Here is a 22,905-nt window from a genome sequence, read left to right as displayed (position 1 = left end):
ATGGCCAAGCTCCGCGCTTTCACCATGCCCAAATGGGGCATCGAGATGACCGAAGGGGTCGTCGCCGAATGGATGGTCGAGGAAGGCAAGCCCTTCGCCAAGGGCGACCTCCTCGCGCTGATCGAGACCGACAAGATCACCAACGAGGTGCAGGCCGAATATGACGGCGTGTTCCCGCGGCTGGTGGCGGTGACGGGCGAGACCTATCCGGTCGGCGAACTGATCGCAGTCGTCGCCGATCCGGGCGACGCGCCCGGCGCGGCCGAGGTTGACGCTTTCGTGGCGGACTTCAAGCCGGCAGGCACGGCAACTGCGGCCCGTGCTGGCGGTAGTGCCAAGGCACCCGCCAAGCCCAAAACAGAGGAAGCCCCTGCGGCCCCTGCTCCGGCCGCCAAGGCGATCACCATCCCGGCCGATGCCAATATCAGCCCGATGGCCCGCACGCTGGCGGAAGAGCGCGGCATCGACATCAGCGGCATCAAGGGATCGGGCCGCGAGGGCCGGATCACCTATCAGGACGTTGCCCAGGCCGGCCTGCCGCCGGTCGAGGTCGGCGGCGAGCCGGTGGACATCACGGCCACCGCCAACCAGCTCGACAGCATCTATGCCAGCCCGCTCGCCCGACGGCTGGCGGTGCAGCATAAAATCGAACTGAAGGGCCTATCGGGCACCGGCCCGCGCGGCCGCATCTGCAAGGCGGACGTGCTTTCGCAGGTGAAGGCGCCAGAGCCTGTTGCAGCACCAGCGGCCGCTGCGGCTCCTCCGTCCAGCTTTGCGCGGCCGGCAGCGGGCACCAGTGAGATCGTCAAGATGTCGCCGATGCGCAAGGCGATCGCCAAGGCGCTCAGCCATTCCAAGTCGACGATCCCGCATTTCTACCTGCGCAGCCGCGTGCGGATCGATGCGCTGCTGGGCCTGCGCGCCCAGGCCAAGGCCGCGACTGGCGAGGCGCCGAGCGTCAACGACTATATCGTCCGCGCCTGCGCGCTGGCGCTGGCCCGGCACCCGGACTGCAATATCCAGGTGCATGGCGACGAGATCCACCGCTTCGGCAGTGCCGACATCGCGGTGGCGGTCGCGACCGACAAGGGCCTGATCACGCCGATCGTGAAGGGCGCCGATACGCTTTCCGTCGCCGCCATATCGCGCGAGATCAAGGCGCTGGCGGAGCGGGCGCGCGCGGGCAAGCTGCAGCCGGAGGACTATCAGGGCGGCAGCTTTTCGGTCTCCAATCTCGGCATGTTCGGGCTCGACCAGTTCGATGCGATCATCAACCCGCCGCAGGGCGCGATCCTCGCGGTCGGTGCTGGCACGCGTCAACCGATCGAGATCGGCAATGCGCTGGCCTTCGCCACGATCGTCGAACTGTCGCTTTCCTGCGACCATCGTGCGATCGACGGCGCGGTCGGCGCCGAATTCATGCGGACGCTGAAGGGGCTGATCGAGGAACCGGCGCTGCTGATCGGATGAGCGACCTTCTGCTCCTTGCGTCCGGCGACGGCGCGCCCGAAGCGCTTGGCGAAGCCCTGCGCGCGGCGAGCGACGGACTGCCGGGCGTGGAGCGGGAATTGGCCGTGCTGATGCCCGCCGATGCGCTCCCCGCGCTCGCCCATGCTGCGACCGCCGATCCGGCATTGCCCCACGCGATCCTGACGCTGCGGGGTGACGCGGCGGCCGCCGCGATGCGCATAGTGGTCGAGCAGGTGGGCGACCGGATCGATCCGGTGCGCAGCACGGTGCTCGCCACCACGCGCCACGCCATCCTGCCCGGCGTGGACGCGATCCGGCTGTTCTTCGGGTTGCGACGGCTGGAACGGCTGAGCCAGGCCGAGTTTCAGGACTATTGGCTCAATCGTCATGCCGATTTCGGGCGACGGCTGATCCCGCCTTATACCTATCATCAGCTCCACGCCGATCCGCAGGCGACAGGCGAGGTCGCGGCCGCAACCGGCCTCCCTGCCTCCACGTTCGACGGCGTGGTGGAGGTGCATTTCCCCGATGTGCCGGCGCTCGTCGCGCAGCTTTCTCGACCTGATGTTGCGCAAGACGCGCTCGCCGACGAACGCAATTTCATCGACCATGCGCGGTCGATCTTCTGGGCCTATCGGACGATCCTGTAACCCCGCTTCAGGGGATGCGTGTCACCTGGATATGAACGGCCTGCCAGCGGCCATCGACGCGGCGGAAGGTATCGGCAAAACGGAAGCGGCTGGAAAAGGCCTTGCCGCCGGACACGCCTCTCAGCGTCGTCTCCGCACTGACGACCGCACCGTCCGCACCGAGCGCGATGATCTGGCGATCGACCAAGGTGATCGGCTCATAACGGTCGCCGGGCGTCGTCCATCCCGCGATGAACTCCTTCTTGCCCTGGCGCCGCCCCGATCCGTCGATGAACACGAGATCGTCGGCGATCATGCGATCGAGCGCGGCCCCGTCCTGCGCGAGCTGTGCGCGATCGAAGGCATCGGCGAAGGCAGTGATCGCCGCGACCGCCGCGGGGTCGGCCCGCGCGGGAAGCGAGGATGTCACTGCGACTAGGGCGAGCATGGCAAGGGCGAGTCTCGGCACGATGATCTCCCGGTTTGCGCGCCACTTATACTCACTCCCCTCCCTGGAAGGGAGGGGTCGGGGTGGGTAGCGAAGCCGGCGGGCTCGATGCCCGCTGGCGAAGCTTGGTGTCGCACGCGGAGAAGCTCGCTGACGCTCGCAACCCACCCCCAGCCCCTCCCTTCCAGGGAGGGGAGAAAGAAGCAGGCCGTTTCGGCTGTGAAAAGAGAAGCAATTGCCGATTGGCCGAAGCGTTGATGCGCGCGCCAGAGGACGCGATCGGGCAATATCATCGGCAGGAGGCCGAAGATGGACGATCGAGCAGCCCTGAGGGACGTGACCGACGAGGAAATCGCCACCTTCTGGCGCGACGGCGTGGTCTGCCTGCGCGCGATCATGCCACCTGCCTGGCTGGAGGTGCTGGCGGAAGGCGTCGAGCGCTATCTGGCATCGGATGCCGCGTTCAGCCTCTCAGCCTTTGGCGCGGAACGGCCGGAGACGGGCAAGCGGAAACCGAAGGCGCATTTCTACGGCGGCACCGATCATTGGAAGGTCGACGAGGCCTGCCGCCGCTTCGCCTGCGAATCCCCTTTGCCCGCCATTGCCGGGCAATTGCTGCGGGCGTCGCGCATCAATCTCTATGAAGACAGCATATTGGTGAAGGAGCCGGGGGCGATCGAGAAGACCGCCTTCCATCAGGATCTTTCCTATTTCCATGTCGAAGGCAGCCAGATCTGCACGACATGGGTGCCGCTCGATCCGGTGAAGCGCGAAACCGGCGCCTTGCAGTTCGTCCGCGGCAGCCATCTGTCGCGCAAGCTGTTCCGTCCCAATTTCTTCGTGTCGACCGACGCGATGCCCGATACGGAGGGCGAGATCGTCCCCGATCTCCATGCCGATCGCCGCGACGCCGAGATATTATGCTTCGACACCGAGCCCGGCGACATCACCATCCATCATGCCCGGACCTTACACGGGGCCGACGGCAACCATTCGGCGACGATGCGCAGGCGGGCGATGTCCGTCCGCTATTGCGGCGACGATGCCCGCTACAAACTCCGTCGCGGCGCCCCGCGCAAGCCGCACCATGAAGAGGTGGCGGAAGGCGCGGTGCTCGATCATGCGGATTGTCCGGTGGTGTGGATGGCGTAGGTGACGCCGGTAACTAACTGCCGCTCAAATGTCGGCCATCGAGGGAAAGGGGATCAAGATCCTCCCCAAGCTTGTCTTGGGGAGGGGGACCACCCGGAAGGGTGGTGGAGGGGTAGTCGCGACGGTGGAATTGCCCCTCCACCATGCTACGCATGGTCCCCCTCCCCGAGACAAGCTCGGGGAGGATTGGAGCGCCCGCCTCCCCCACATAATCGTCATGCCAGCGGAGGCTGGCATCCATGGCTCTATCCACATACGACGGCTTTTGCCGCGATAGCCATGGACCCCAGCCTCCGCTGGGGTGACGATTCAATGGGTCGTGAGTGTGAAACTACTTGCGCAGCCCTACGCCCCTTCCAGAAACGCACGGCTGCGTTCCAGCACAACCTTCGCCCGCTCGTTGAGATCAGGATAATCGTCCCGTAGCGGCTTGGACCGTTGCTCGATCGCGAAAGGCAAGGTCGCGGGCAGCGCCGCCGCGAGGCCACGCAGGGGCAGGCCGCCTTCGCCGAGGAACATCCGTCCGTCGATGGCTTCCTCCAGGATGGCCGCATCATCCCTGGGGTCCGGCCCCTGCTCCGGCGCGTCGCAGAATTGCGCGTAACTCAGCCAGCGTGACGGCAGCGCGGCGATGTCCTCCAGCGTGCCGCCCGATCGCGCCCAGTGGAGCGCATCGACGAGCAGGCCCGCGGCCGGCAGGTCCAGTTCCTGCAGCAGCGCGCTTGCCGCGTTGATCGTCTTGACCTCGGTGAACAGCCCGAATTCCAGATTGACGCGGATGCCGGCGCGGTGGCCGAGATCGATCAACCGGCCGAGCTTGTCGCGCGTGGCGGAGCGATCGGGATCGCTGGAGACGCACAGCACATTGCGCGCGCCCAACTCTGCCCCGATCTCGACAATACGGTCATGATCCGGGTTGTGCGGGCCGGGCTTGATCCAGACGACCTCGACATCGAGCAGCTTCAGGCCTGCGTCACGCAGCGCCGCCTTAACGTCGCGCGTCGTCTGGATGGTCCAGTCGTCGGGTTCGATCCACATGCCGCCAAAGTCGAACCCCGCGCGCGCAGCCGCCTCGACGAGCTGGAGCGGGGTCGCTTCCGGCATGATGCCCGACGCCATGGCGATGGCGTGGCGTTTGGCCATGGTTCAGGCCGCGGCGGAGGTCGACATGGCCCGCGCTACTGACGCCTCGATCTCCTCCTTGTTGGGATTTCGGCGCAGCGTGAGGCCGCCATTCACCTGCAGGTTCTGGCCGGTCATGAAGCATTCGTCGCTGGCGAGGAAGACGCAGCCGGCGGCAATATCGTCCTTGGTGCCGATGCGGCCCAACGGATAGCCGGTGGCGAAGGCGTCCATCACGCCGGGAACCGATCCCGCCTCCGCCGTCATCGGCGTCTCGGTCACACCCGGCGAAATCGAATTCAGGCGGATGCCCTGCGGCCCGAATTCATTGGCGAGCGCGCGGATCAGATGATCGGTGCCCGCCTTCGTCGCCATATAGGCATAGTGATCGTGGAACAGGATCGTCGCCGTGGCGGAACTGATCTGAATGATCGACGCGCCCTTGCCCATCCGCGGGATCAGGGCCTGGAAAAGCTGGAACGGCCCGCGAAGCTGGAGCGCATACATGCGATCCATCTCCTCCTCGGTCGTTTCCAGGAAGGGTTTAAGCAGCCCCCAGCCGGTCGCGTTGACGGCAATATCGAGGCCACCCAGCCCCGCGTCCGCGGCGGCCACCATCGCGTCAATGCTGGCCCGCTCGCCCATGTCGCCTTCGACGGCGACGCCGCCGATTTCGGCCGCGAGCGTTTCGAGCACATCGCGATGCCGCCCCGCGACCGCGACCTTCGCGCCCTCAGCAGCGAAGCGGCGGGCGATGACCTGGCCCATATTGTCGCGGCCGGCAGCGCCGACGACGAGGGCGCGTTTGCCTTGTAACCGTCCCATAAACCCCTCCCCCTTCAGGCGAATTCGCTCGCCAACGGCACGCGGCGGAGCGCCTGGCCGGCGGTGATGTCGATACGCTGGCCGGTGACAAAAGCCTCGTCGCTGGCGAGCCACAAGGCGACCTGGGCGACATCCTCCACGGTCGGAAAGCGGCCGAGCGGCATTTCCTTGATGAACGCCCGCGTCACCGCCTCGACGCCGAAATGGCCCTCGGTCATCGCGGTCTTGGTGAAGCCGGGGACGATGCTGTTGACGCGGATGTTGCGCTCGCCAAGTTCGTTGGCGGCGACCCGCACCGCCACGTCCGCGCCGCCCTTGGCGCCGGCATAGGCCGCATAGCCCGGCGCCTGCGCCAGCACGGTGAGCGAGGAGGTGGTGACGATCGACCCGCCGTGCTTCATCGCCAGCGCCATCTGCTTCATGAACAGCACGGTGCCGACGAAATGGACGTCGCTCGATGCCCGCAAGCCTTCGGGCGTGGATTCCAGGATGCTCTCGCCGATGTCGATGCCGGCATAGTTCACCGCCGCATCCAGCCGGCCATAGGTGTCGAGCGCCGTCTTCGCGAGCGCGGCGAGATCCTCCTCCTTCGTGATGTCGCAGGCGACACCCACCGCGCCAAGCTTCGCGGCGACCCCTTCCACCGCCTCCTTGCGGCGCGCGGCGAGCACGAGTTTCGCGCCTTCCGCCGCAAAAAGCCTCGCCGTTGCTGCACCCATGCTGCGCTCATCCGAAGCGCCCAATATCACCGCGACCTTGCCGTCGAGCCGTCCCATATTATGTCCTCTCCCCGCGGTTCAGGCGGTCAATATTCCTCCATGCGGAGGATGGTGAACTTGCGTGAGGAAAAGCCCCATGTGCCGTTCCGCTTGCGATATTCGTCTTCATAGGTGCCGTAGACGCGCATCTTCTTGCCGTCGGCAGTCTCCGCCACCTCGCTGCTGTAGGATCGGCCCTCGGCGCGTTCTCCGTCGATCGCGACGCTGCCTTGCGAGACGTACATGACGACGAAGGGAAAGCCCTCCATCGCCTGCTTCCATGCGGCGACGATCGCATCCCGGCCCTTCACCGGTTCCGGATCGAACAGCACCCATTGGGCGTCCTCGTCCCACGATCCGCCCCACAGATCGACGTCGCGGCGGTTCACCCCGTCGGCATAGCGGGCGAGCGCGTCATTGATGGCGACGCGGTCCTCCCACTCGCTCATTCGATCTCACCATGGATGCCGCAGGCATCGTTCAGCAACTCGTGGAAACGCTGGATGCGCTTTTCCTGGCCGGAGATGATCCCGCCCTTATAGCCCATGCTGTGCAGCCCCTGCTGCTGGCCGACCGCGACGGACATATCCTGATCCGCGACGTAGCCGAGCGTCGCTTCGCCGTAGATCACGGTCTCGCGCTCGGCATGGGCGAAGGGACGCATCCCCACCGGCGTCACCACCTCGGTCCGGTCCTTCATCGGTGGCATCAGATACCAGTGATCGAAGATGCACTTTTCCGGGTCGGTCGGGTGCGGTTCCGACCGGAGGATCTGGAAGCCGTCCGGGCTCATCGTGATCGTCGTGTTGGGCCAGAGCGTGTAGTGATAATAATCGGTGAGCTGGCTGTCGGTCATCGTCTCGAAATGATGGCAGCCGCGCTCCGGCCCCAGCCGGCGCTTGGCCTGCTGGATGGCGGGGCGCGCCTCGGTCACCCGTCCTTCGAAATCAGCGGGGTCGAGGCCCCAGTTGCGCAGCTCATCCTCGACCAGCGGCTGCATCGCATCCGGATAATCGAGCCGTTTCGACGGGTGCGATCCCTTCTGCACCATGCGGTTATGCCCGCTCGGATACATTTCGAAGCTGGTGTCGGTATATTCGTCGTCGATGAAGCTCGCGAGCTCGGGGTGGAGCGTCGGCAGATGATAGCTCTCGTTGAAATTGTCGCGGATGATCTTCCAGTTGCACGGCACGATGCAGCGCACGTCTAGCACCTTGGTCATCGTTTCCATGCGATAGCCGGCAAGCTGTTCGGGCAGCGGCGCCAGCCATTCGTGGAGCGGCTGGGCGGTGAGGTTCATGTTGAACCACACGAACGGCCCCCAGGTGTCGCAAGCAATCTCGGTCAGGTGGGCCTTGCCGCAGGGGTTGCCGTTCGGGAAATCCTCGGCATCCTGCGCGAAGACGAGCGTGCCGTCCTTGCCATATTGCCAGCCATGGTAGGAGCAGGTGATCCGCTCGCTCGATCCCACGTCGGACCAGAGCAGCCGGTTGCCGCGATGGACGCAGGCGTTGAAGAAGGCGCGGATCGATCCGTCGTCCTGACGGATCATGAAGACGCTGTCGCGGCCGATATTATGGGTGATCCAGTCACCCGGTTCCTCGAGATCGGCGAGCAGGCCGCCGATGTGCCAGATCTTGGTGAAGACGTGCTTCCACTCCGCCTTCGCCCATTCCGGCGAATAATAACGTTCGCCGGTGATCCGGTCGCCGCGGACGGGCGGATCATAGGCTTCCAGCGTGCGGCCGAGAAAATGTTCCTTCGTCACCGGGGACGCTCCTCCTGCTTCCCGTTTGCCGGGAGTCGATCGATCCTGGACAACTCTACAAGCCGCCCAAATCCGGCAAACTCGGCTTTCTGCTAGTGCGCCTGTGGGAAGTGGCAGGCGGCCCTGCCCGCTTGCTCCGCTAGCCTGTCCGCCAAGGGAGAAAGCGGATGGGATTGCTGGACGGCAAGGTGGCGCTGGTGACGGGCGCCGCGCAGGGACTGGGCGAAGCGGACGCACGCGCACTGGCCGCGGAAGGCGCCCGCGTCGTGCTGACCGACGTGAAGGCGGAGCTTGGCGAGCAGGTCGCCGCCAGCATTCCCGGCGCGATCTTCATCCAGCATGATGTCAGCAGCGATGATGGCTGGCGCGATGTGATCGCCCGTGTCGATCGAGAGTTCGGGCGGCTCGACGTGCTGGTCAACAATGCCGGCTTGGTCCGCTTCGCCTCGATCGAGGATTGCAGCTTCGCCGACTGGCAACTCCATATGCGGGTGATGGCCGACGGCACCTTCTTGGGTTGCCACCACGCCATCCCGCTGATGGCACGATCGGGCGACGGCGGATCAATCATCAACATGTCGTCGGTCGCGGCGATCAAGGGCGTGGGCGTGATCCCGGCCTATACCGCGGCCAAGGGCGCGATCCTGTCGATCACGCGCTCGATCGCGGTCCATTGCCAGGAAAAGGGCTATGGCATCCGCTGCAATGCGCTGGTGCCGGGAGCGCACGACACGCCGATGACGGCCTCCGCGATCGCCCAGCTACCGCCCGAAGAAGCGGGCCTCGCCCAGATCCAGGGACAAGGTCAGGGCAAGCCCGAGGACGTGGCAAACCTCGTCGTCTTCCTTGCCTCCGACAAAGGCAAGCAGATCAACGGCACCCATATCGTCATCGACAATGGCGAAACGATGGGGTGACCATGAGGCGGGTGTGACGGCCCCACCCTGACGATGCCCCTTGCCAGAGCCCCTTCGCACGGCCTTTATCGCGTCAGCGCGGGGGAGGGTCCGGCCATGCGAATGGGACAGGCGTGCTGTGCATCATTGGCGCTGCTCGCGCCCGATCTCGCCGAGGCAGAGTCCGCCGCTCAGCCGCCCCTCGCCGACATCATCGTCACCGGCGAACGCGTGTCGCGGACGATTGCCGAAACCGCATCGAGCGTCGCTGTCGTCACCGGCGAAGATATCGACGCGATGGCAGCGCCTGACCGGATCGATCAGTTGCTGGCGCGTATTCCCAATCTCCAGCAGGGATCGGGCACCGAGGGCGTGGCGATACGGGGGCAGGATTCGACTGGAGTTCTGCGTGAGCTTTCCGCCTTCCTGGGCGGCACGCGGCCACGCGTGACGCTGCAGGTCGATGGCCGCGCGCTCGGCTATTACGAATATGTCTTCGGCGCCAATTCGATCTGGGATGCAGATCAGGTCGAAGTGTATCGCAGCCCGCAAACGACGACGCAGGGCCGCAATTCGATAGCCGGCGCGATCTTCATCAACACCGCCGATCCCACCTATCGATGGGAAGGCCGCGCCCGGGCGCTCGCCGGCAATTATGGAACGCTGCAAGGATCGGCGGTTGTATCCGGCCCGATCGTGGCGGACGAACTGGCCATACGCCTGTCCGGCGACATCCGCCGCGCGCGCAATTCGAGCGAGATGGCGGATGCGATAGTCGGCGCCAGCCTTGACCATGACGATGCCGGCATCGGTCGCGTGAAGCTGCTTGCCGAGCCGTCGGCGCTTCCCGGCCTGCGCATCCAGGCATTCTATGTCCACGCCGAATCGCAGGCGCCGCAGTTCGAAGGCGTGACCGCGCCGTTCCGCGACAGAGAGATGCCCGCGCCGGAACGCACCAACGGCGTCTATCGCATCCGATCGGACTCGCTGACCGGCCTGATCGATTATCGATTGGCCGCCGGCCTCACCTCGCGGGCCACCCTGTCCTGGGGCGATGTGCTGAGCAAACGGTTCGGCCTGCCAGGGCTAGGCCGCACACAGGTGGACTCGCAGGACTTCTCGGCCGAAGGCGTGCTCGACTGGCGCCCGGACGACGCGCCTGTCGAAGCGACCGGCGGCGTGCATTGGCTGAACGTGCGCCAGCGTCAGTCGATCGATGTCACCGGCCTCGGCCTGGGTCTCGGCGACTTCACCGATCGACAGACCAGCCTCGGTTTCTTTGGCGAAGCAAGCTGGCGGCCCGCATCCGCGATCAAGATCATCGCCGGGCTCCGCTACCAGCGCGACCGGCAGGATCGTGACGGGCAATTGCGTGCGCCCGGCTCACCCGTCCTGCTCGATTACGACCGGACGTTCAGCGCCTGGCTTCCGAAAATATCGATCGCCTGGGACGTGATGGACGGCGAGACGATCGGCATCATGGCGCAGCGCGCCTATAATCCCGGCGGCACGACCATCAATCTCAGGACCGCCGCGCAGGACGAATTCGTCGCAGAACGGCTGTGGAATTACGAATTCTTCGCGCGCGGCAGCTTCGATGGCGGTCGGGGCACGATCACCGCCAACATCTTCTACAACGACATTCGCGACGCCCAGCGTACCCAGAATGTCCGCTTCGTGCCGCCAGACAACATCCCGATCATCACCCAGGAAACCGCCAACGCGCCACGCGCCGAAAGCTATGGGGCCGAGCTTGAACTGAACTGGCGCGCGGCCCGCCGCTTCTCGATTGGCGCGGGCGTCGGCCTGCTTCAGACACGGATCAAGCAAACCCAGCTTCCCGATGATCCGATCCTCGGGCGGGAATTTCAGCGCGCACCCAACTTCACCGCGGCCGCGTCGGCCGAATGGTGGCCGATGGATGGACTCAGCCTGTCAACGCAAGCGCGGCTCAACAGTGGATATTTCAGCGACGATGCCAACACGACCGCACGGCATATCGCCGGCGCGACGATCGTCGATGCCCGCGCCGCCTATAGCTGGGGGCGGATCACGCTTTTCGGCTATGCCCGCAACCTGTTCGACAATTTCTACCTTACCTATCTTTTCACGCCGTCCTTCGGCACCGCAGGCGATCCGCGGGAGGTCGGCATCGGGCTGGAGGCCCGCTTCTAGGCAGGCTGCTTCAGATAATCGGGCATGATTCCTCGCTTGCGCCAATAATCGGCGAGGCCCATCGCCTCCATCAGCCCTGCGAAACGCGGATCCCGCTGCATCGGTGCGGCAACCGGCACGAACAGCATGTTCGTCTTCCGCCGGCGCTGATCGTTGACGACGGGCTGACCGGGCCGCCACTGCATGGCCGCGAGAATGGGTCCGCGTTCGAGATAATAGGCTTCTGCAAGATGAAACGCTTGATCCAGATCGCCGAGGATATTGAGCAGCATCATCCCGTTGATCACGGCCGCGGGTGATTTGCTGGCCTGCGCAAGGATCTGCTGCGCGGCATCGGCTCTCACGGCTTGTCCGCCGGCCGCAGCCGCCCGCACGGATGCGGCGAGCGTCGCAACCATTGTCGGCGGCAGCGGCGGCCGCGCAGTGGTGTCCTGGATATGGGCCAGCGCCCGATCCAGCCGGCCGGTGCAGGCAAGCAGCCAGAGCTTGCCGAACCAGACGCCGGGATGCCGCGGCCACAATTCCATGGCCCGGTTGGCGACCCGATCCGCCTCCTCAACCCGGCCCAATATCCAAGAAGCATAGATCAGACGAAATTGAAGCCCCGCATCGAGCGGCTCGTTGCGGCTGAACGCAATGCGATCGGACGATCCTTCTCGCCACCGGCCCACTGCATTCAGCAGGAACGCCCGCGCATCGCGCATCGCGACATGGCCCGGATCGATCGCCAGCACCGCATCAAACTTGCGTTCGGCAGCCAGCCAGTCGCCATAATAAGGCACCAACAACGCCATCGCGGCATGCGCGTCCGCATTGCGCGGATCTCGACCAAGCGACTGGCGCACCGCATTCTCGATGGCCGCGCCGCTCCTCACCGGATCGGGCGGCGCGCTATGTTCCTGCGCACGGGCACGCGCGAGCGCGAGCTTGCCCCAAAGCGCCCCGTCATCACCACGCAGCCGGACCGCCTTGTCGAGCAATGCGATCGCCTGGCTGTCTCCTTCTGGCGTTGCCAGGCGGAGCGCCTGCTGGCTCTGCGCTGCCAGAATATCGGCCTCGCCGGATGCGGCGTTCTGGCGATACCACCACAGGCCGCCGCTTATTCCTGCCGCCGCCAAACCGGCCGCCATGATCGTCCGACGTGACAGCGCAGGTCCGCCGTCCGCCGGCAATACGGATGGGCCGTGCGCTTCCCCGTCCACCATCAGTCGATAGCCGATGCGGGGGATCGTCTCGATCCCGAAGCCAGCGGAGGTCTCGCGCGCGATCCGGCGCACTTCCGCGATTGCCCGGCTGATCGAATCGTCCCCGACGATCCGCCGATCCCAGCAGGTCCGCACCAGATCGTCGCGTGTCAGCACCGCGCCCCCCGCATCGGCGAGCGCGAGCAGAACCTGCATGACGCGCGGCTCTGCCATTGCGCTGCCGCCAGGCCCATCCACCGTCCTGACCGAGGGGCGCACGGTAGCTGCGCCGAGGGTGAAATCCCCGCGCCGGGCGAGCGGCACGGCGCCGTCAGGCACGCCATTGCCGCCATTGCCGTCCGCCATCGGCGAAACATCGGACAAAGATCGGTGCGCCATCATTCACGTTTCCCATCCGCCGATGAATGGTTGGCGGATCGCGAACGCCGCGATTGCAGCGGAGAATATCAACATTCGCGGGCCGCGTAACTGCCCCCGTGATCGCGGCGTCGCGCGCTTCGCCGGCGGCTTGACCGGCCGCCCCCGGAGATCGGGTTACAGGAGGAGAAAACCCATGAAGATCAGATATCTCGGCGCGCTGCTTGCCGGATTGTTGCCGATGTCCGGGCTCCACGCGCAGATCGCCCAGGTCGATTATGCGACGCTGACCGGCACCGAATTCATATCCTTCGATAATGTCGTGTCCGGCGCTGCGCCGGGGACGAACTATGAAGGGGTGATGCTGATCGACGGCGTTTCCTTCGGCGAACGCTTCGCCGGGCAGACGCTGACGCCGTTGGGCAATTTCGATCAGCTTGGCGGCACGCCGACCGCCAGCCTGACCCTGCTCGCCGGCGACGTCGGCCGCAATCTTACCTTCTTCGACAGTCCGGCCGGAAAAGTTCTCAGCGGCAACGGCCCGACCGGCTTTCCCGATTTCGACGCGATCGGCGAAGGCGCGGTTTCGCTGATGTTCGTCAACGACCAGTCGGAATTCGGCTTCCGCCTCGCGGGCGGGCATGGCGGAAATGCCAATGTCAGCTTCTTCCGCGGCGACGGCAGCCTGATCGACACGATCATCCTGAGCAGCCTGCCGCTCACCTCAACCTATGGTTTCACGCGCGATGGCGGACTCAGGGATATTCGCGGCATTTCCATCTGGAACGATGATTTCACGGGCATCGGCCTCACCGGTTTCCGCCACGATGTCGCAGTTCCCGAACCCGAAACCTGGGCGCTGATGCTGATCGGCTTCGGCGCGATCGGCTATGCCACACGCAAGCGCAGAGTGGGGGAATGGACCGCCCTGTCCCGTCTCCGGGCCTAGCCCCCGGCAGGGATGCCTTCAGCAGCGGAAGATCAGCTTCAGGATGTTGCGAACGAAGTGTTCGTCGACCGGCTCCAGCAGCATGTTGGACCGATATTGCACCGCGCCGACCAGCACATGGATAAGGTCTTCCACCGGCAGATCATCGCGCAGCAGGCCGCGTTCGCGAAGCAGTTCCATCATTTCGCGAAGCGGCTTGCGGCGGTCATAATGGTGCGCCTGCGTCAGCTTGCGTAGCGCCTCATCCTCATACATCGCGGCCGATACCGAGATGCTGACCGCGCTGGCGCGGCGTTCGCTGACGATTGCAGCGAAGGCCAGCCCCATCTGCTCGAACGCGGCCACCAGCTCCGCATCGCTGAGCTGACCGAAGCTCTGCCGCACGTCCAGCGGACCGGTATCGACCCGCATCACATGGTCCAGCGCCGCCAGCAGCAATTCTTCGCGATTGCTCCAGCGCCGGTAGATGGCCGGCCGCGTCGTGCCCGCCGTGCGCGCCACCGCATCGAACGAAAAGCCGCGATAGCCCTGGCGCGCCAGTACGGCGCAGGCCGCCTCCAGAATAGCCTCGTCGAGATCGCTGCTCATCGGGCGACCGCGGGTCGCGGGTTCGGTGCCTTCATCCTGCATCGTCATTCTCTTAGCCGCCACACGCCTTTCACAAAACTGTCTCGGCTTTCCAATACAGCCCCGCATCGGAATTAATAACGATACATTGTTGTATTGCAATTGTGACGGTTTGGTGAAAGGATCTTCCGTGTCGCTGTTGAATATTCGGGTTTCCCATCTTGCACTCGCTTTCCTCTCATCGACGCTTCTGGTCTCGCCCGCACATGCGGAGCCCGACGCGGCGGCGGCCGACGCGCCAGGCGACGTGATCGTCGTCACCGCCCAAAAGCGCGAGCAATCGATCATCGACGTGCCGCTCAGCCTGTCGGCCTTCGACGAGAAGACGCTCGACAATATCGGCGCGGATACGCTGGAGGATGTCAGCCTCTACACGCCCGGTTTCGAGGTGCGCGAACAGAGCGTCGGCGCGCCCGGCTTCGTCATCCGGGGCATCACCTCCGACGGGATCGGCGAACAGCGCGTCTCCATCTATCTCGACGGCGTATCCACCTCCTCGGTCGCGGCATCGAGCTTCGAGCTTTACGATGTCGAACGGATCGAGATCGCCAAGGGACCGCAGTCGACGCTGTTCGGCCGCGGCGCGCTGATCGGTGGCGTCAACATCATCCAGAACAAGGCCGACGATGATTTCCTGCTCAGGGCGACCGCGGGCTTCGGCGATTATGGCTATCGCCTGGCCGAAGGCGTCGCCAACGCGCCGCTGATCGACGATGTCCTCTCCATCCGAGTCGCCATGCGGGCGCGCAAGCGCGACGGCTATATCGAGGATCTGGCCGGCGGCACCGACTATAACGCCATGGAAACGCTCGCTTATCGCGGTGCGGTGCGTTTCCAGCCCACGGCCGGCCTCCGCTTCGACCTGATCTATAATCGCGAGGAAAATACGCCGGACGGCGGCACCGGCTTCAAATCCAACACCTTCCTGCCGCGCGATCCGGTCAGCGGCGAAGTGCTGGGCGATCTCAAGCCCGACAGCGGTGTCGTCCTCCGCGGCTTCGGCGGCCTTGCCGGCGATCGCCTCTTCATCAATCGCCACATCGACGATTATACCCTGCTCGGCGGCTGGGAATTGAGTGACAAGCTGACACTCAACTCGATCACCAGCTATCGCAAATATCGCAACACCGAATCCTTCGATCCCGATGGCACGTCGATGCCGATCATCGCCGGCGTCGGCGAGAGCTGGGGCGACCAGACCACGCAGGAACTGCGCCTCACCTATGACGATGGGGGCGCGTTCAGCGGCGTCGTCGGCGCCTCCTATGTCGATCTCGCCAATAATGACCGCTACATCTTCCAGTTCGATGAACGCGGCGCGGCGCTGCTCCTGTCGGGCAATCTGCTGCGGACCGCGCCGATGGGGCTGACGCAGGCCGAGATCATCGCGGCACTCGGCCCGTTGGGGGCGGTGCTGAAGCCCGTCCACCGCGACGATTCCACCTTCGGATCGCAGCAGGAAACGGTCGATCTCTATGCCGACGGCACGTGGAAGGCGACCGATCGGCTGTCACTGACGGCGGGCCTACGCTGGACGCATGACGACAAGACCGCAACCGTCGTCGGCACACTGCCGACCGGGCCAAGCCGGCTGACCGGCGGCGGCATCTTCTTCCAGCCGACGCCGAATGGCGAAACCCTGTCGACCAGCGACACTTTCAGCGGCTTCAGCTGGCGCCTCGTCGCGGGGTATGAGCTGGCGGATCAGGTCAACGCCTATCTTTCCTATAATCGCGGCCGCCGCTCGCCCGCGCTCAACATCTCGGCGACGGCCGGCGCATCCACCGCGCCTGCGGAGATCGTCGACTCCTATGAGTTGGGCGTGAAGGGCGCGGCGCTGGACGGCCTGCTCAGCTTCGACGCGTCGATCTATTATTACGACTATCGCAACTTCCAGACCGTGAAGACGATCGACGGCACGCTGACGACGGTGAATGCCGGCAAGGCGGAATCCTATGGCTTCGAAGGACAGGTGCAGGCGAAGCCTACGACCTGGGCCACGCTCTTCGCCAATTACAGCTACAATCACGCCCGGCTCACCAGCGGCGATTATGACGGCAACCGCTTCCGCAACGCGCCCGATCACACCTTCTCACTGGGCGCCTTCCTGAGCGCGCCGGTTGGCGGGACGGAGATCTATTTCAATCCCGCCTATAGCTGGCAGTCGAAGTTCTTCTTCGACGACGACAATGACAAGAGTGCGCTGCAGCCAGCCGACTTCGCGGTCGACGAGTTCCAGAAGGGCTATGGTCTGCTCAACCTCCGGCTCGGCGTCCGCCAGGCCGATGATCAGCGCTGGGCCGTCGAACTCGCGCTCAAGAATGCGCTCAATGAAGATTATGTCATCGACGCCGGCAATACCGGCGATAATTTCGGCATCCCGAGTTTCATTGCGGGGCAGCCGCGGATGTTCAGCGTCGAATTCAAGTTCAAGCTTTGAGGTCTCAGGAGGGAATGAAACAGATGGCATTTAGCACCCGATTCACACGTCGCGCATGGCTTGGAACGGCACTCGCTCTCACGCTGACGGCTATGCCTGCATTCGCGAAGGAGGCGGCGCCGGACACCAGCTTCACCATCGCGGTCCTGCCCGACACCCAGAATTATATGGATTACACCCACCAGAAGGCCGAGAATTTCCCGTTCGATGCGAACGAGATGTTCTTCGCCCAGATGCAATATGTGGCGGACAATCTGGAAAGCGCGGGCGGCGACATCGCCTTCGTCACTTCGCTGGGCGACGTGTGGCAGCATCAGACGTTGGATATGGACCCTGGCCATGCCGCGCGCGGCTTCAAGTCGGTCGCCAATCCCGTCTTCGGCGCGCATTTCGCGCCTACGCCAAAGGTGCTCTCGGTCGAGATGCCCGCGGCGAAGAAGGGGTTCGAGATGATCGCCGGCAAGGTGCCCTTCTCGGTCGTGCCCGGCAATCATGATTATGACGCGATGTGGACCGACGCCAACCATCCGCCGGCCGCCAAGATCGACCCCAGGGATCTGACGACGATCGGCATGTTGCATCCCGGCGGGCTCAACAATTTCCGCTCGGTGTTCGGCGCGGACACGGCCTTCTTCAAGGACAAGCCGTGGTATGTCGCCAGCCATGATGGCGGCGCGGACAGCGCGCAGATCTTCGAGGCCGGCGGCTATCGCTTCCTCCATATCGGCCTGCAGTTCGATCCGCCCAACGCCTCGCTGGAATGGGCGGCGTCGGTGATCGCGAAATATCCCGGCCTGCCGACGATCGTCTCCACGCATGATTATATGGACCAGAAGGGCGCACGCGTTTCCAATCCCGTCATCGACGGCCACGCCGTCGATCCGCAGGACAACAACCCGGAAATGGTCTGGCAGAAGTTCATCAGCCAGCATGACCAGATCTTCCTTCTGCTCTGCGGGCATGAGCATGGCCAGGCCTTCCGCACGGACAAGAACAAGTTCGGTAACCCGGTCTATCAGGTGCTGTCCGACTATCAGGATCGCGGCCAGACCGCGATCGAGGCCGGTGTGAAGTCGGCATGGCCGGTGGGTATCGGCGATGGCTGGATGCGGCTGATGAAGTTCGATCTAGGCGCGGAAAAGCCGGCGATCCGCGTCAGCACCTATTCCACGCACTACAAGAAACTGAGCGCCGATACGCCGGATTATGCCAAATGGTATCGCCCGCACGAGCAGCCGGAAATGACCGACGCGCAATTCCGTGCCGCCGACGACTTCGTCATCGAACTCGCCGATTTCCACAAGCGCTTCAAATCGGCCGCCGCGGCTCGTCGCTGAGGCGTCAATACCTGCCGGACGCCTTGATCAGGCGGCCGGCAGGCGAAAGGCGTATCAGACCGGAATGGCGTGGCCGCTTTGCTCGGGATCGGGCTCCCGCGTCTGCTTTGCCCATTCCTTGTTCATTCCCAAGGCCGCCAGGGTGCAAGCCGCACCCGAAAGCAGATAGGCGCCGATCGACCAAAGCCCAAAGTTGCTGGCCAAGGCGAGCGCCACCAGCGGGGCAAAGCCCGCGCCGATCAGCCATGCCGAATTGGCGACGATCGCGGCCCCGGTATAGCGATATTCCGAGGGGAAATTCCCGTTTACCGCCCCGGAGGATTGGCCGAAAGCGAGCCCCAACAACACGAAGCCGCCAAGCATATAGAGGATTTCGCCAAAGCTGCCCGCATTCAGCAATTGCGGCGCGAAGCCGCTATAGGCGCCGATCAGCACCGCCGAGACGCCGAGGACCGCGCGACGGCCGACCCGATCCGCGATCAGCCCCGAGGCGAGCATCGCGAGTATGCCAACCGCAGCGCCGACGATCTCGATCACCAGGAAACGCACGGGCACGTCCGTGCCGTTCAACGTGACCCACGACAGCGGGAACACCGTGACCAGATGAAACAATGCGAAGCTTGCCAGCGGCGCGAACGCGCCCAGCACGATCGTGCGCCATTGGCTGAACAGGGTGGCGAACGGCGGCGATGGCTGGAGCTCGCGATTTTCGAACAGGCGCTCGAACTCAGGCGTCGCCACCAGACGGAGACGCGCGAAAAGCGCCACGACGTTGATCGCGAACGCGACGAAGAAGGGATAGCGCCATGCCCAGGACAGGAAATCCTCTGCCGAAAGCGTCGCGAGGAAGAAGGCGAACAAGGCCGCCGCGACAATCAAGCCCAGCGGGGCGCCGAGTTGCGGGATCATCGCATACCAGCCGCGCCGGCTATGCGGCACGTTCAGCGACAGCAGCGACGGCAGGCCGTCCCACGCCCCGCCCAGCGCCACGCCCTGGCCGATGCGGAACAAGGCGAGCAGCCAGATCGCCAGTGGCCCGACCTGATCATAAGCAGGCAGGAAGGCCATCGCCATGGTCGAGCCGCCGAGCAGGAACAGCGCGATGGTGAGCTTCACCCCGCGACCATAAGCAAGGTCGACAGCGATGAAGATCAGGGTGCCGAGCGGGCGGGCGAGAAATGCCAGCGCAAACACGGCGAAGGAATAGAGCGTCGCCGTCACCGGATCGGCGAAGGAGAAGATCAGCTTCGGAAACACCAGGACCGAAGCGATCGCATAGACGAAGAAATCGAAGAATTCGCTCGTCCGGCCGATGATCACGCCGATGGCGATTTCCCCCGGCGCGATACGGTGGCCACGTGCATTGATGACACGCGCGTCGCGTTCCAGTGGAGTCGATGTCGATGCGGCGGTGGGTGCACTCATGCGCAGGGCTCCAGCAGCACTTTGATTTTCAGGATATTGCGTTTGAAGCCCCGTTGCATCAGAAAAGCGTCAGGCGGGGGCATGAAAGATCGTCCAATGTCGGCGCGGGGCGCGCCGGAACAGGCGGAGAGCCATGCAGGCAAGCAAGTCGACGTCCACGACATGCAGAATCCTCGCGCTGCTTTCGCTCGCGACCCTGCTGTCGGCCTGCAATCGTGCGGTCCTCGATCCCGCCGGCGACGTCGCCCTGCAACAGCGCGATATCATCTATATCTCAACCGGCCTGATGCTCCTGATCATCGTGCCGGTGATGGCGCTGATCATCGTCTTCGCCTGGCATTATCGGGCGGGGAACAAGGACGCGACATACGATCCCGAATTCGATCATTCGACGGCGCTCGAACTCGTCATCTGGTCGGCGCCGCTGCTCATCATCATCTGCCTGGGCGCGTTGACCTGGTGGAGCACCCATCTGCTCGACCCCTTTCGTCCGCTCAACCGCATTTCCGCAACGAAGCCCATCGATCCCGAGGTGAAGCCGCTGACGATCCAGGTGGTGTCGCTCGACTGGAAATGGCTGTTCATCTATCCCGAACAACAGATGGCGACGGTGAACGAGCTGGTCCTGCCGGTCGATCGCCCCGTCCGGTTCGATCTCACCTCCACCAACATGATGAACACCTTCTACGCGCCCACCATGGCCGGGATGATCTATGTCATGCCGGGGATGCGCAGCACGCTTCACGGCGTGCTCAACCGCCGGGGCAGCTTCGAGGGCATGTCGGCCAATTATAGCGGAGCCGGCTTTTCCGACATGCGCTTCAAGCTCCACGGCGTCGACCAGGCGGGTTTCGACGGATGGGTCGCGAAGGTGAAGGGGCAAGGCAAACCGCTCGACACGAACGCCTTCCTCGCGCTCGAGCAGCCGAGCGAGAAGGTGCCGATCATCTATTTCGCCAGCGTGCAGAACGATCTTTTCGATCGGGTCTATAATCGCTGCGTGCGGCCGGGCACGCCCTGCATGACCGATATCATGCGTCGCGACCAGGCCGCAGGCGGAGGCCATCGGCACGATCCGCGGGCCGGCTCGGGCATGCCTTCGGGACACGGCACACCGCCCCCCGCGGGCGCGGATACCGAAGGCGCGATCTTCAAGGAAGGCGAGGAAAAGGGCGTCGGCCCGAACATCACCAAGCCGAGGCCACCCAACGCCCGCGACAACATGGATCCGCCCGCGCACGACAATCACATATCCTTCCATCTGCCTGTCGTCGGGCGGGCGCCAGCTCGCCATGGCACCGCCTGAATCGACGGAGCGATCATGTTCGACGAACATCTCACCAAGGCGATCTTCGGCCGGCTAGGCTGGGAATCCTTCCCGGTGCACGAGCCGATCCTGCTGGTGACGTTCATCGTCGTCGTCCTGCTCGGCCTGGGGATCGTCGCTGCGGTCACCAAATATCGCCTATGGGGCTGGCTGTGGCACGACTGGCTGACGAGCGTCGACCACAAGAAGATCGGAATCATGTATATGATTCTGGGCATCATCATGCTGCTGCGCGGCTTTGCCGACGCGCTGATGATGCGCGCCCAGCAGGCGATCGCCTTTGCAGGCAGCGAAGGATATCTGCCGCCGCACCATTATGACCAGATCTTCTCCGCGCACGGGACGATCATGATCTTCTTCGTCGCGATCCCGCTGGTCGTGGGGCTGATCAACTATGTCATGCCGCTGCAGATCGGCGCGCGCGACGTGGCCTTCCCCTTCCTCAACAATCTGAGCTTCTGGCTGACGGTGGCGGGCGCGGTGCTGGTGATGATCTCGCTCTTCGTCGGCGAATTCTCGCGCGGCGGCTGGCTCAATTATGTGCCGGTGACGAACCTCCAGAACAGCCCTGATACCGGGCCGGATTATTATCTGTGGGCGCTGCAGATAGCCGCCGTCGGCACCACCCTGTCCGCGATCAACATGGTGACGACGATCATCAAGATGCGCGCGCCGGGCATGACCATGATGAAGATGCCCGTCTTCTGTTGGACCGCGCTCTGTTCGAACGTGCTGGCGATCGCGATCTTCCCGGTGCTGACCGGCGCCTTCGCGCTGCTGATGCTCGATCGCTACGTGGCGACCAATTTCTTCACGAACGATCTCGGCGGCAATCCGATGATGTATTGGAACCTCGTGTGGATCTGGGGCCACCCCGAGGTTTATGTGCTCGTCCTTCCGGTGTTCGGCATCTATTCGGAGATCACCTCCACCTTCACCGGCAAGCGGTTGTTTGGCTATTCGTCGATGGTCTACGCGACGGTGGTCATCACCATCCTGAGCTATCTCGTCTGGCTGCACCATTTCTTTACGATGGGTTCCGGCGCCAGCGTCAACAGCTTCTTCGGCATCGCAACGATGGTGATCTCGATTCCGACGGGCGCGAAGATCTTCAACTGGCTGTTCACCATGTATCGCGGCCGCATCCGTTTCGAGCTGCCGATGATGTGGGTGGTGGCCTTCATGCTCACCTTCGTGGTCGGCGGCATGACGGGTGTGCTGCTCGCGGTGCCCCCCGCCGATTTCGTGCTGCACAACTCGCTGTTCCTGGTCGCGCACTTCCACAACGTCATCATCGGCGGCGTGGTGTTCGGGCTGTTCGCCGGGATGGATTACTGGTTTCCGAAGGCGTTCGGCTTCCGGCTCGATCGCTTCTGGGGCAAGGTGACCTTCTGGGGCTGGGTGATCGGCTACTGGGTCGCCTGGACGCCGATCTACATCGTCGGGCTGATGGGAACGACGCGGCGCGTGAACCATTTCGACGATCCGACGCTGCAGCCCTGGTTCGTGGTCGCGGCGATCGGCGCGCTGATCATCCTGGTCGGCATCCTCGCCTTCGTCATCCAGATCGCCGTGAGCATCAAGAATCGCGATCAACTCCGCGACACCACTGGCGATCCCTGGCATGGCCGCACGCTCGAATGGTCGACATCGTCGCCGCCGCCCGAATATAATTTCGCGCACACGCCGGTCGTGCACGATCTCGACGCCTGGTACGACATGAAGGCGCGTGGCGCGGAACGCCCGGTGGCCGGTTTCGCGCCGATCCACATGCCCCGCAATACCGGCGCGGGCGTGATCCTGTCGGCCTTCGCGCTGGCGCTCGGCTTCGGGATGGTCTGGTATATCTGGTGGCTCGCCGCGATCTCGGCGATCGCTCTGCTCGTCTATGCGATCTACCACACCTTCAACTATAACCGCGATTACCACATCCCGGCGGATGTGGTGGCGCGAACAGAGGACGCGCGCACCCGCCTGCTCGCGGCGGGTGCCTGA

19 protein-coding genes are annotated in these 22,905 nt (G+C 64.3%); 10 read left to right on the top strand and 9 right to left on the bottom strand.

The genetic code is table 11. The annotated features are described in order from the left end of the window. Positions 1-1,470: a 2-oxo acid dehydrogenase subunit E2 gene (locus ACFB49_RS03970; RefSeq protein ID WP_380876236.1), complete on the top strand. Its 1,470-nt coding sequence runs from the start codon at positions 1-3 to the stop codon at positions 1,468-1,470. Further along, complete coding sequence (locus ACFB49_RS03965) at positions 1,467-2,120, top strand: EthD domain-containing protein (RefSeq protein ID WP_380876233.1); 654 nt, start codon at positions 1,467-1,469, stop codon at positions 2,118-2,120. Before ACFB49_RS03970 ends, ACFB49_RS03965 begins: the two co-directional genes overlap by 4 nt. A 7-nt stretch (positions 2,121-2,127) precedes the next feature. On the opposite strand, the gene ACFB49_RS03960 is transcribed toward ACFB49_RS03965, so the two are convergent. After that, positions 2,128-2,568, bottom strand: a complete 441-nt coding sequence (locus tag ACFB49_RS03960; RefSeq protein ID WP_380876231.1) for a nuclear transport factor 2 family protein — start codon at positions 2,566-2,568, stop codon at positions 2,128-2,130. Positions 2,569-2,856: 288 nt separating this feature from the next. Between ACFB49_RS03960 and ACFB49_RS03955 the strand changes: the two genes are divergently transcribed. Next, positions 2,857-3,699 carry a phytanoyl-CoA dioxygenase family protein gene (locus ACFB49_RS03955; RefSeq protein WP_380876228.1) on the top strand — a complete coding sequence of 281 codons (843 nt, stop codon included), beginning with the start codon at positions 2,857-2,859 and terminating at the stop codon, positions 3,697-3,699. Between the two features lie 345 nt (positions 3,700-4,044). On the opposite strand, the gene ACFB49_RS03950 is transcribed toward ACFB49_RS03955, so the two are convergent. The 5 genes from ACFB49_RS03950 to ACFB49_RS03930 are packed head-to-tail and all read right to left on the bottom strand — an operon-like array spanning position 4,045 to position 8,172. Next, positions 4,045-4,842 (bottom strand): sugar phosphate isomerase/epimerase family protein, encoded by a 798-nt coding sequence (locus ACFB49_RS03950; RefSeq protein ID WP_380876225.1) that lies wholly within the window; start codon positions 4,840-4,842, stop codon positions 4,045-4,047. A 3-nt stretch (positions 4,843-4,845) separates the two neighbouring features. Then, positions 4,846-5,646, bottom strand: coding sequence for an SDR family NAD(P)-dependent oxidoreductase (locus tag ACFB49_RS03945; protein WP_380876222.1), 801 nt, complete (start codon positions 5,644-5,646; stop codon positions 4,846-4,848). A gap of 14 nt (positions 5,647-5,660) precedes the next feature. Continuing rightward, positions 5,661-6,422 (bottom strand): SDR family NAD(P)-dependent oxidoreductase, encoded by a 762-nt coding sequence (locus ACFB49_RS03940; protein WP_380876218.1) that lies wholly within the window; start codon positions 6,420-6,422, stop codon positions 5,661-5,663. A 29-nt stretch (positions 6,423-6,451) separates the two neighbouring features. Then, entirely contained in the window at positions 6,452-6,853 is a 402-nt protein-coding gene (locus ACFB49_RS03935) for a nuclear transport factor 2 family protein (RefSeq protein ID WP_380876215.1), read from the bottom strand. Continuing rightward, the gene (locus ACFB49_RS03930) at positions 6,850-8,172 is read right to left on the bottom strand and encodes an SRPBCC family protein (protein ID WP_380876213.1); all 1,323 of its coding nucleotides are present in this window, start codon (positions 8,170-8,172) and stop codon (positions 6,850-6,852) included. The genes ACFB49_RS03935 and ACFB49_RS03930 overlap by 4 nt, the downstream gene beginning before the upstream one ends. Positions 8,173-8,339: 167 nt before the next feature. On the opposite strand from ACFB49_RS03930, the gene ACFB49_RS03925 reads away from it, so the two are divergent. Next, the gene (locus ACFB49_RS03925; protein ID WP_380876211.1) at positions 8,340-9,089 is read left to right on the top strand and encodes an SDR family oxidoreductase; all 750 of its coding nucleotides are present in this window, start codon (positions 8,340-8,342) and stop codon (positions 9,087-9,089) included. 96 nt (positions 9,090-9,185) lie between these two features. Continuing rightward, positions 9,186-11,243 (top strand): TonB-dependent receptor, encoded by a 2,058-nt coding sequence (locus tag ACFB49_RS03920; RefSeq protein WP_380876208.1) that lies wholly within the window; start codon positions 9,186-9,188, stop codon positions 11,241-11,243. Here the strand turns inward: ACFB49_RS03920 and ACFB49_RS03915 are convergent. Then, positions 11,240-12,826 (bottom strand): winged helix-turn-helix domain-containing protein, encoded by a 1,587-nt coding sequence (locus tag ACFB49_RS03915; protein ID WP_380876206.1) that lies wholly within the window; start codon positions 12,824-12,826, stop codon positions 11,240-11,242. The two genes, ACFB49_RS03920 and ACFB49_RS03915, sit on opposite strands and share 4 nt — an antisense overlap. A 175-nt stretch (positions 12,827-13,001) precedes the next feature. On the opposite strand from ACFB49_RS03915, the gene ACFB49_RS03910 reads away from it, so the two are divergent. Beyond that, a complete protein-coding gene (locus tag ACFB49_RS03910; RefSeq protein ID WP_380876204.1) occupies positions 13,002-13,754 on the top strand; it encodes a PEPxxWA-CTERM sorting domain-containing protein in 753 nt (250 codons plus the stop codon). An 18-nt stretch (positions 13,755-13,772) separates the two neighbouring features. On the opposite strand, the gene ACFB49_RS03905 is transcribed toward ACFB49_RS03910, so the two are convergent. After that, positions 13,773-14,390, bottom strand: a complete 618-nt coding sequence (locus ACFB49_RS03905; protein WP_380876201.1) for a TetR/AcrR family transcriptional regulator — start codon at positions 14,388-14,390, stop codon at positions 13,773-13,775. A gap of 121 nt (positions 14,391-14,511) precedes the next feature. Here ACFB49_RS03905 and ACFB49_RS03900 point away from each other — a divergent pair, with 121 nt between their 5' ends. Beyond that, positions 14,512-16,821 carry a TonB-dependent receptor gene (locus ACFB49_RS03900; RefSeq protein WP_380876198.1) on the top strand — a complete coding sequence of 770 codons (2,310 nt, stop codon included), beginning with the start codon at positions 14,512-14,514 and terminating at the stop codon, positions 16,819-16,821. A gap of 23 nt (positions 16,822-16,844) precedes the next feature. Further along, a complete protein-coding gene (locus ACFB49_RS03895; protein WP_380876196.1) occupies positions 16,845-18,158 on the top strand; it encodes a serine/threonine protein phosphatase in 1,314 nt (437 codons plus the stop codon). Between the two features lie 54 nt (positions 18,159-18,212). On the opposite strand, the gene ACFB49_RS03890 is transcribed toward ACFB49_RS03895, so the two are convergent. After that, positions 18,213-19,583: an MFS transporter gene (locus ACFB49_RS03890; RefSeq protein WP_380876194.1), complete on the bottom strand. Its 1,371-nt coding sequence runs from the start codon at positions 19,581-19,583 to the stop codon at positions 18,213-18,215. Between the two features lie 133 nt (positions 19,584-19,716). Here ACFB49_RS03890 and cyoA point away from each other — a divergent pair, with 133 nt between their 5' ends. Together cyoA and cyoB are read left to right on the top strand one after the other, a co-directional pair. Beyond that, a complete protein-coding gene (gene cyoA / locus ACFB49_RS03885; protein WP_380876191.1) occupies positions 19,717-20,889 on the top strand; it encodes a ubiquinol oxidase subunit II in 1,173 nt (390 codons plus the stop codon). Positions 20,890-20,904: 15 nt separating this feature from the next. Further along, positions 20,905-22,905: a cytochrome o ubiquinol oxidase subunit I gene (gene cyoB / locus ACFB49_RS03880; protein ID WP_380876189.1), complete on the top strand. Its 2,001-nt coding sequence runs from the start codon at positions 20,905-20,907 to the stop codon at positions 22,903-22,905.

This window comes from Sphingomonas sp. DBB INV C78 (genome assembly GCF_042693015.1).
In the GTDB taxonomy this organism is placed as follows: Bacteria; Pseudomonadota; Alphaproteobacteria; order Sphingomonadales; family Sphingomonadaceae; genus Sphingomonas_E.
This window is presented reverse-complemented; position numbering and strand designations above follow the sequence as displayed.

What these genes read in the sequence shown, in the direction of transcription:
- ACFB49_RS03970 (WP_380876236.1), top strand. Translation starts at nt 1, where the DNA reads ATGGCCAAGCTCCGCGCTTTCACCATGCCCAAATGGGGCATCGAGATG.
- ACFB49_RS03965 (WP_380876233.1), top strand. Translation starts at nt 1,467, where the DNA reads ATGAGCGACCTTCTGCTCCTTGCGTCCGGCGACGGCGCGCCCGAAGCG.
- ACFB49_RS03955 (WP_380876228.1), top strand. Translation starts at nt 2,857, where the DNA reads ATGGACGATCGAGCAGCCCTGAGGGACGTGACCGACGAGGAAATCGCC.
- ACFB49_RS03950 (WP_380876225.1), bottom strand. Translation starts at nt 4,842, where the DNA reads ATGGCCAAACGCCACGCCATCGCCATGGCGTCGGGCATCATGCCGGAA.
- ACFB49_RS03945 (WP_380876222.1), bottom strand. Translation starts at nt 5,646, where the DNA reads ATGGGACGGTTACAAGGCAAACGCGCCCTCGTCGTCGGCGCTGCCGGC.
- ACFB49_RS03940 (WP_380876218.1), bottom strand. Translation starts at nt 6,422, where the DNA reads ATGGGACGGCTCGACGGCAAGGTCGCGGTGATATTGGGCGCTTCGGAT.
- ACFB49_RS03935 (WP_380876215.1), bottom strand. Translation starts at nt 6,853, where the DNA reads ATGAGCGAGTGGGAGGACCGCGTCGCCATCAATGACGCGCTCGCCCGC.
- ACFB49_RS03925 (WP_380876211.1), top strand. Translation starts at nt 8,340, where the DNA reads ATGGGATTGCTGGACGGCAAGGTGGCGCTGGTGACGGGCGCCGCGCAG.
- ACFB49_RS03920 (WP_380876208.1), top strand. Translation starts at nt 9,186, where the DNA reads ATGCGAATGGGACAGGCGTGCTGTGCATCATTGGCGCTGCTCGCGCCC.
- ACFB49_RS03915 (WP_380876206.1), bottom strand. Translation starts at nt 12,826, where the DNA reads ATGGCGCACCGATCTTTGTCCGATGTTTCGCCGATGGCGGACGGCAAT.
- ACFB49_RS03910 (WP_380876204.1), top strand. Translation starts at nt 13,002, where the DNA reads ATGAAGATCAGATATCTCGGCGCGCTGCTTGCCGGATTGTTGCCGATG.
- ACFB49_RS03905 (WP_380876201.1), bottom strand. Translation starts at nt 14,390, where the DNA reads ATGACGATGCAGGATGAAGGCACCGAACCCGCGACCCGCGGTCGCCCG.
- ACFB49_RS03895 (WP_380876196.1), top strand. Translation starts at nt 16,845, where the DNA reads ATGGCATTTAGCACCCGATTCACACGTCGCGCATGGCTTGGAACGGCA.
- ACFB49_RS03890 (WP_380876194.1), bottom strand. Translation starts at nt 19,583, where the DNA reads ATGAGTGCACCCACCGCCGCATCGACATCGACTCCACTGGAACGCGAC.
- cyoA (WP_380876191.1), top strand. Translation starts at nt 19,717, where the DNA reads ATGCAGGCAAGCAAGTCGACGTCCACGACATGCAGAATCCTCGCGCTG.
- cyoB (WP_380876189.1), top strand. Translation starts at nt 20,905, where the DNA reads ATGTTCGACGAACATCTCACCAAGGCGATCTTCGGCCGGCTAGGCTGG.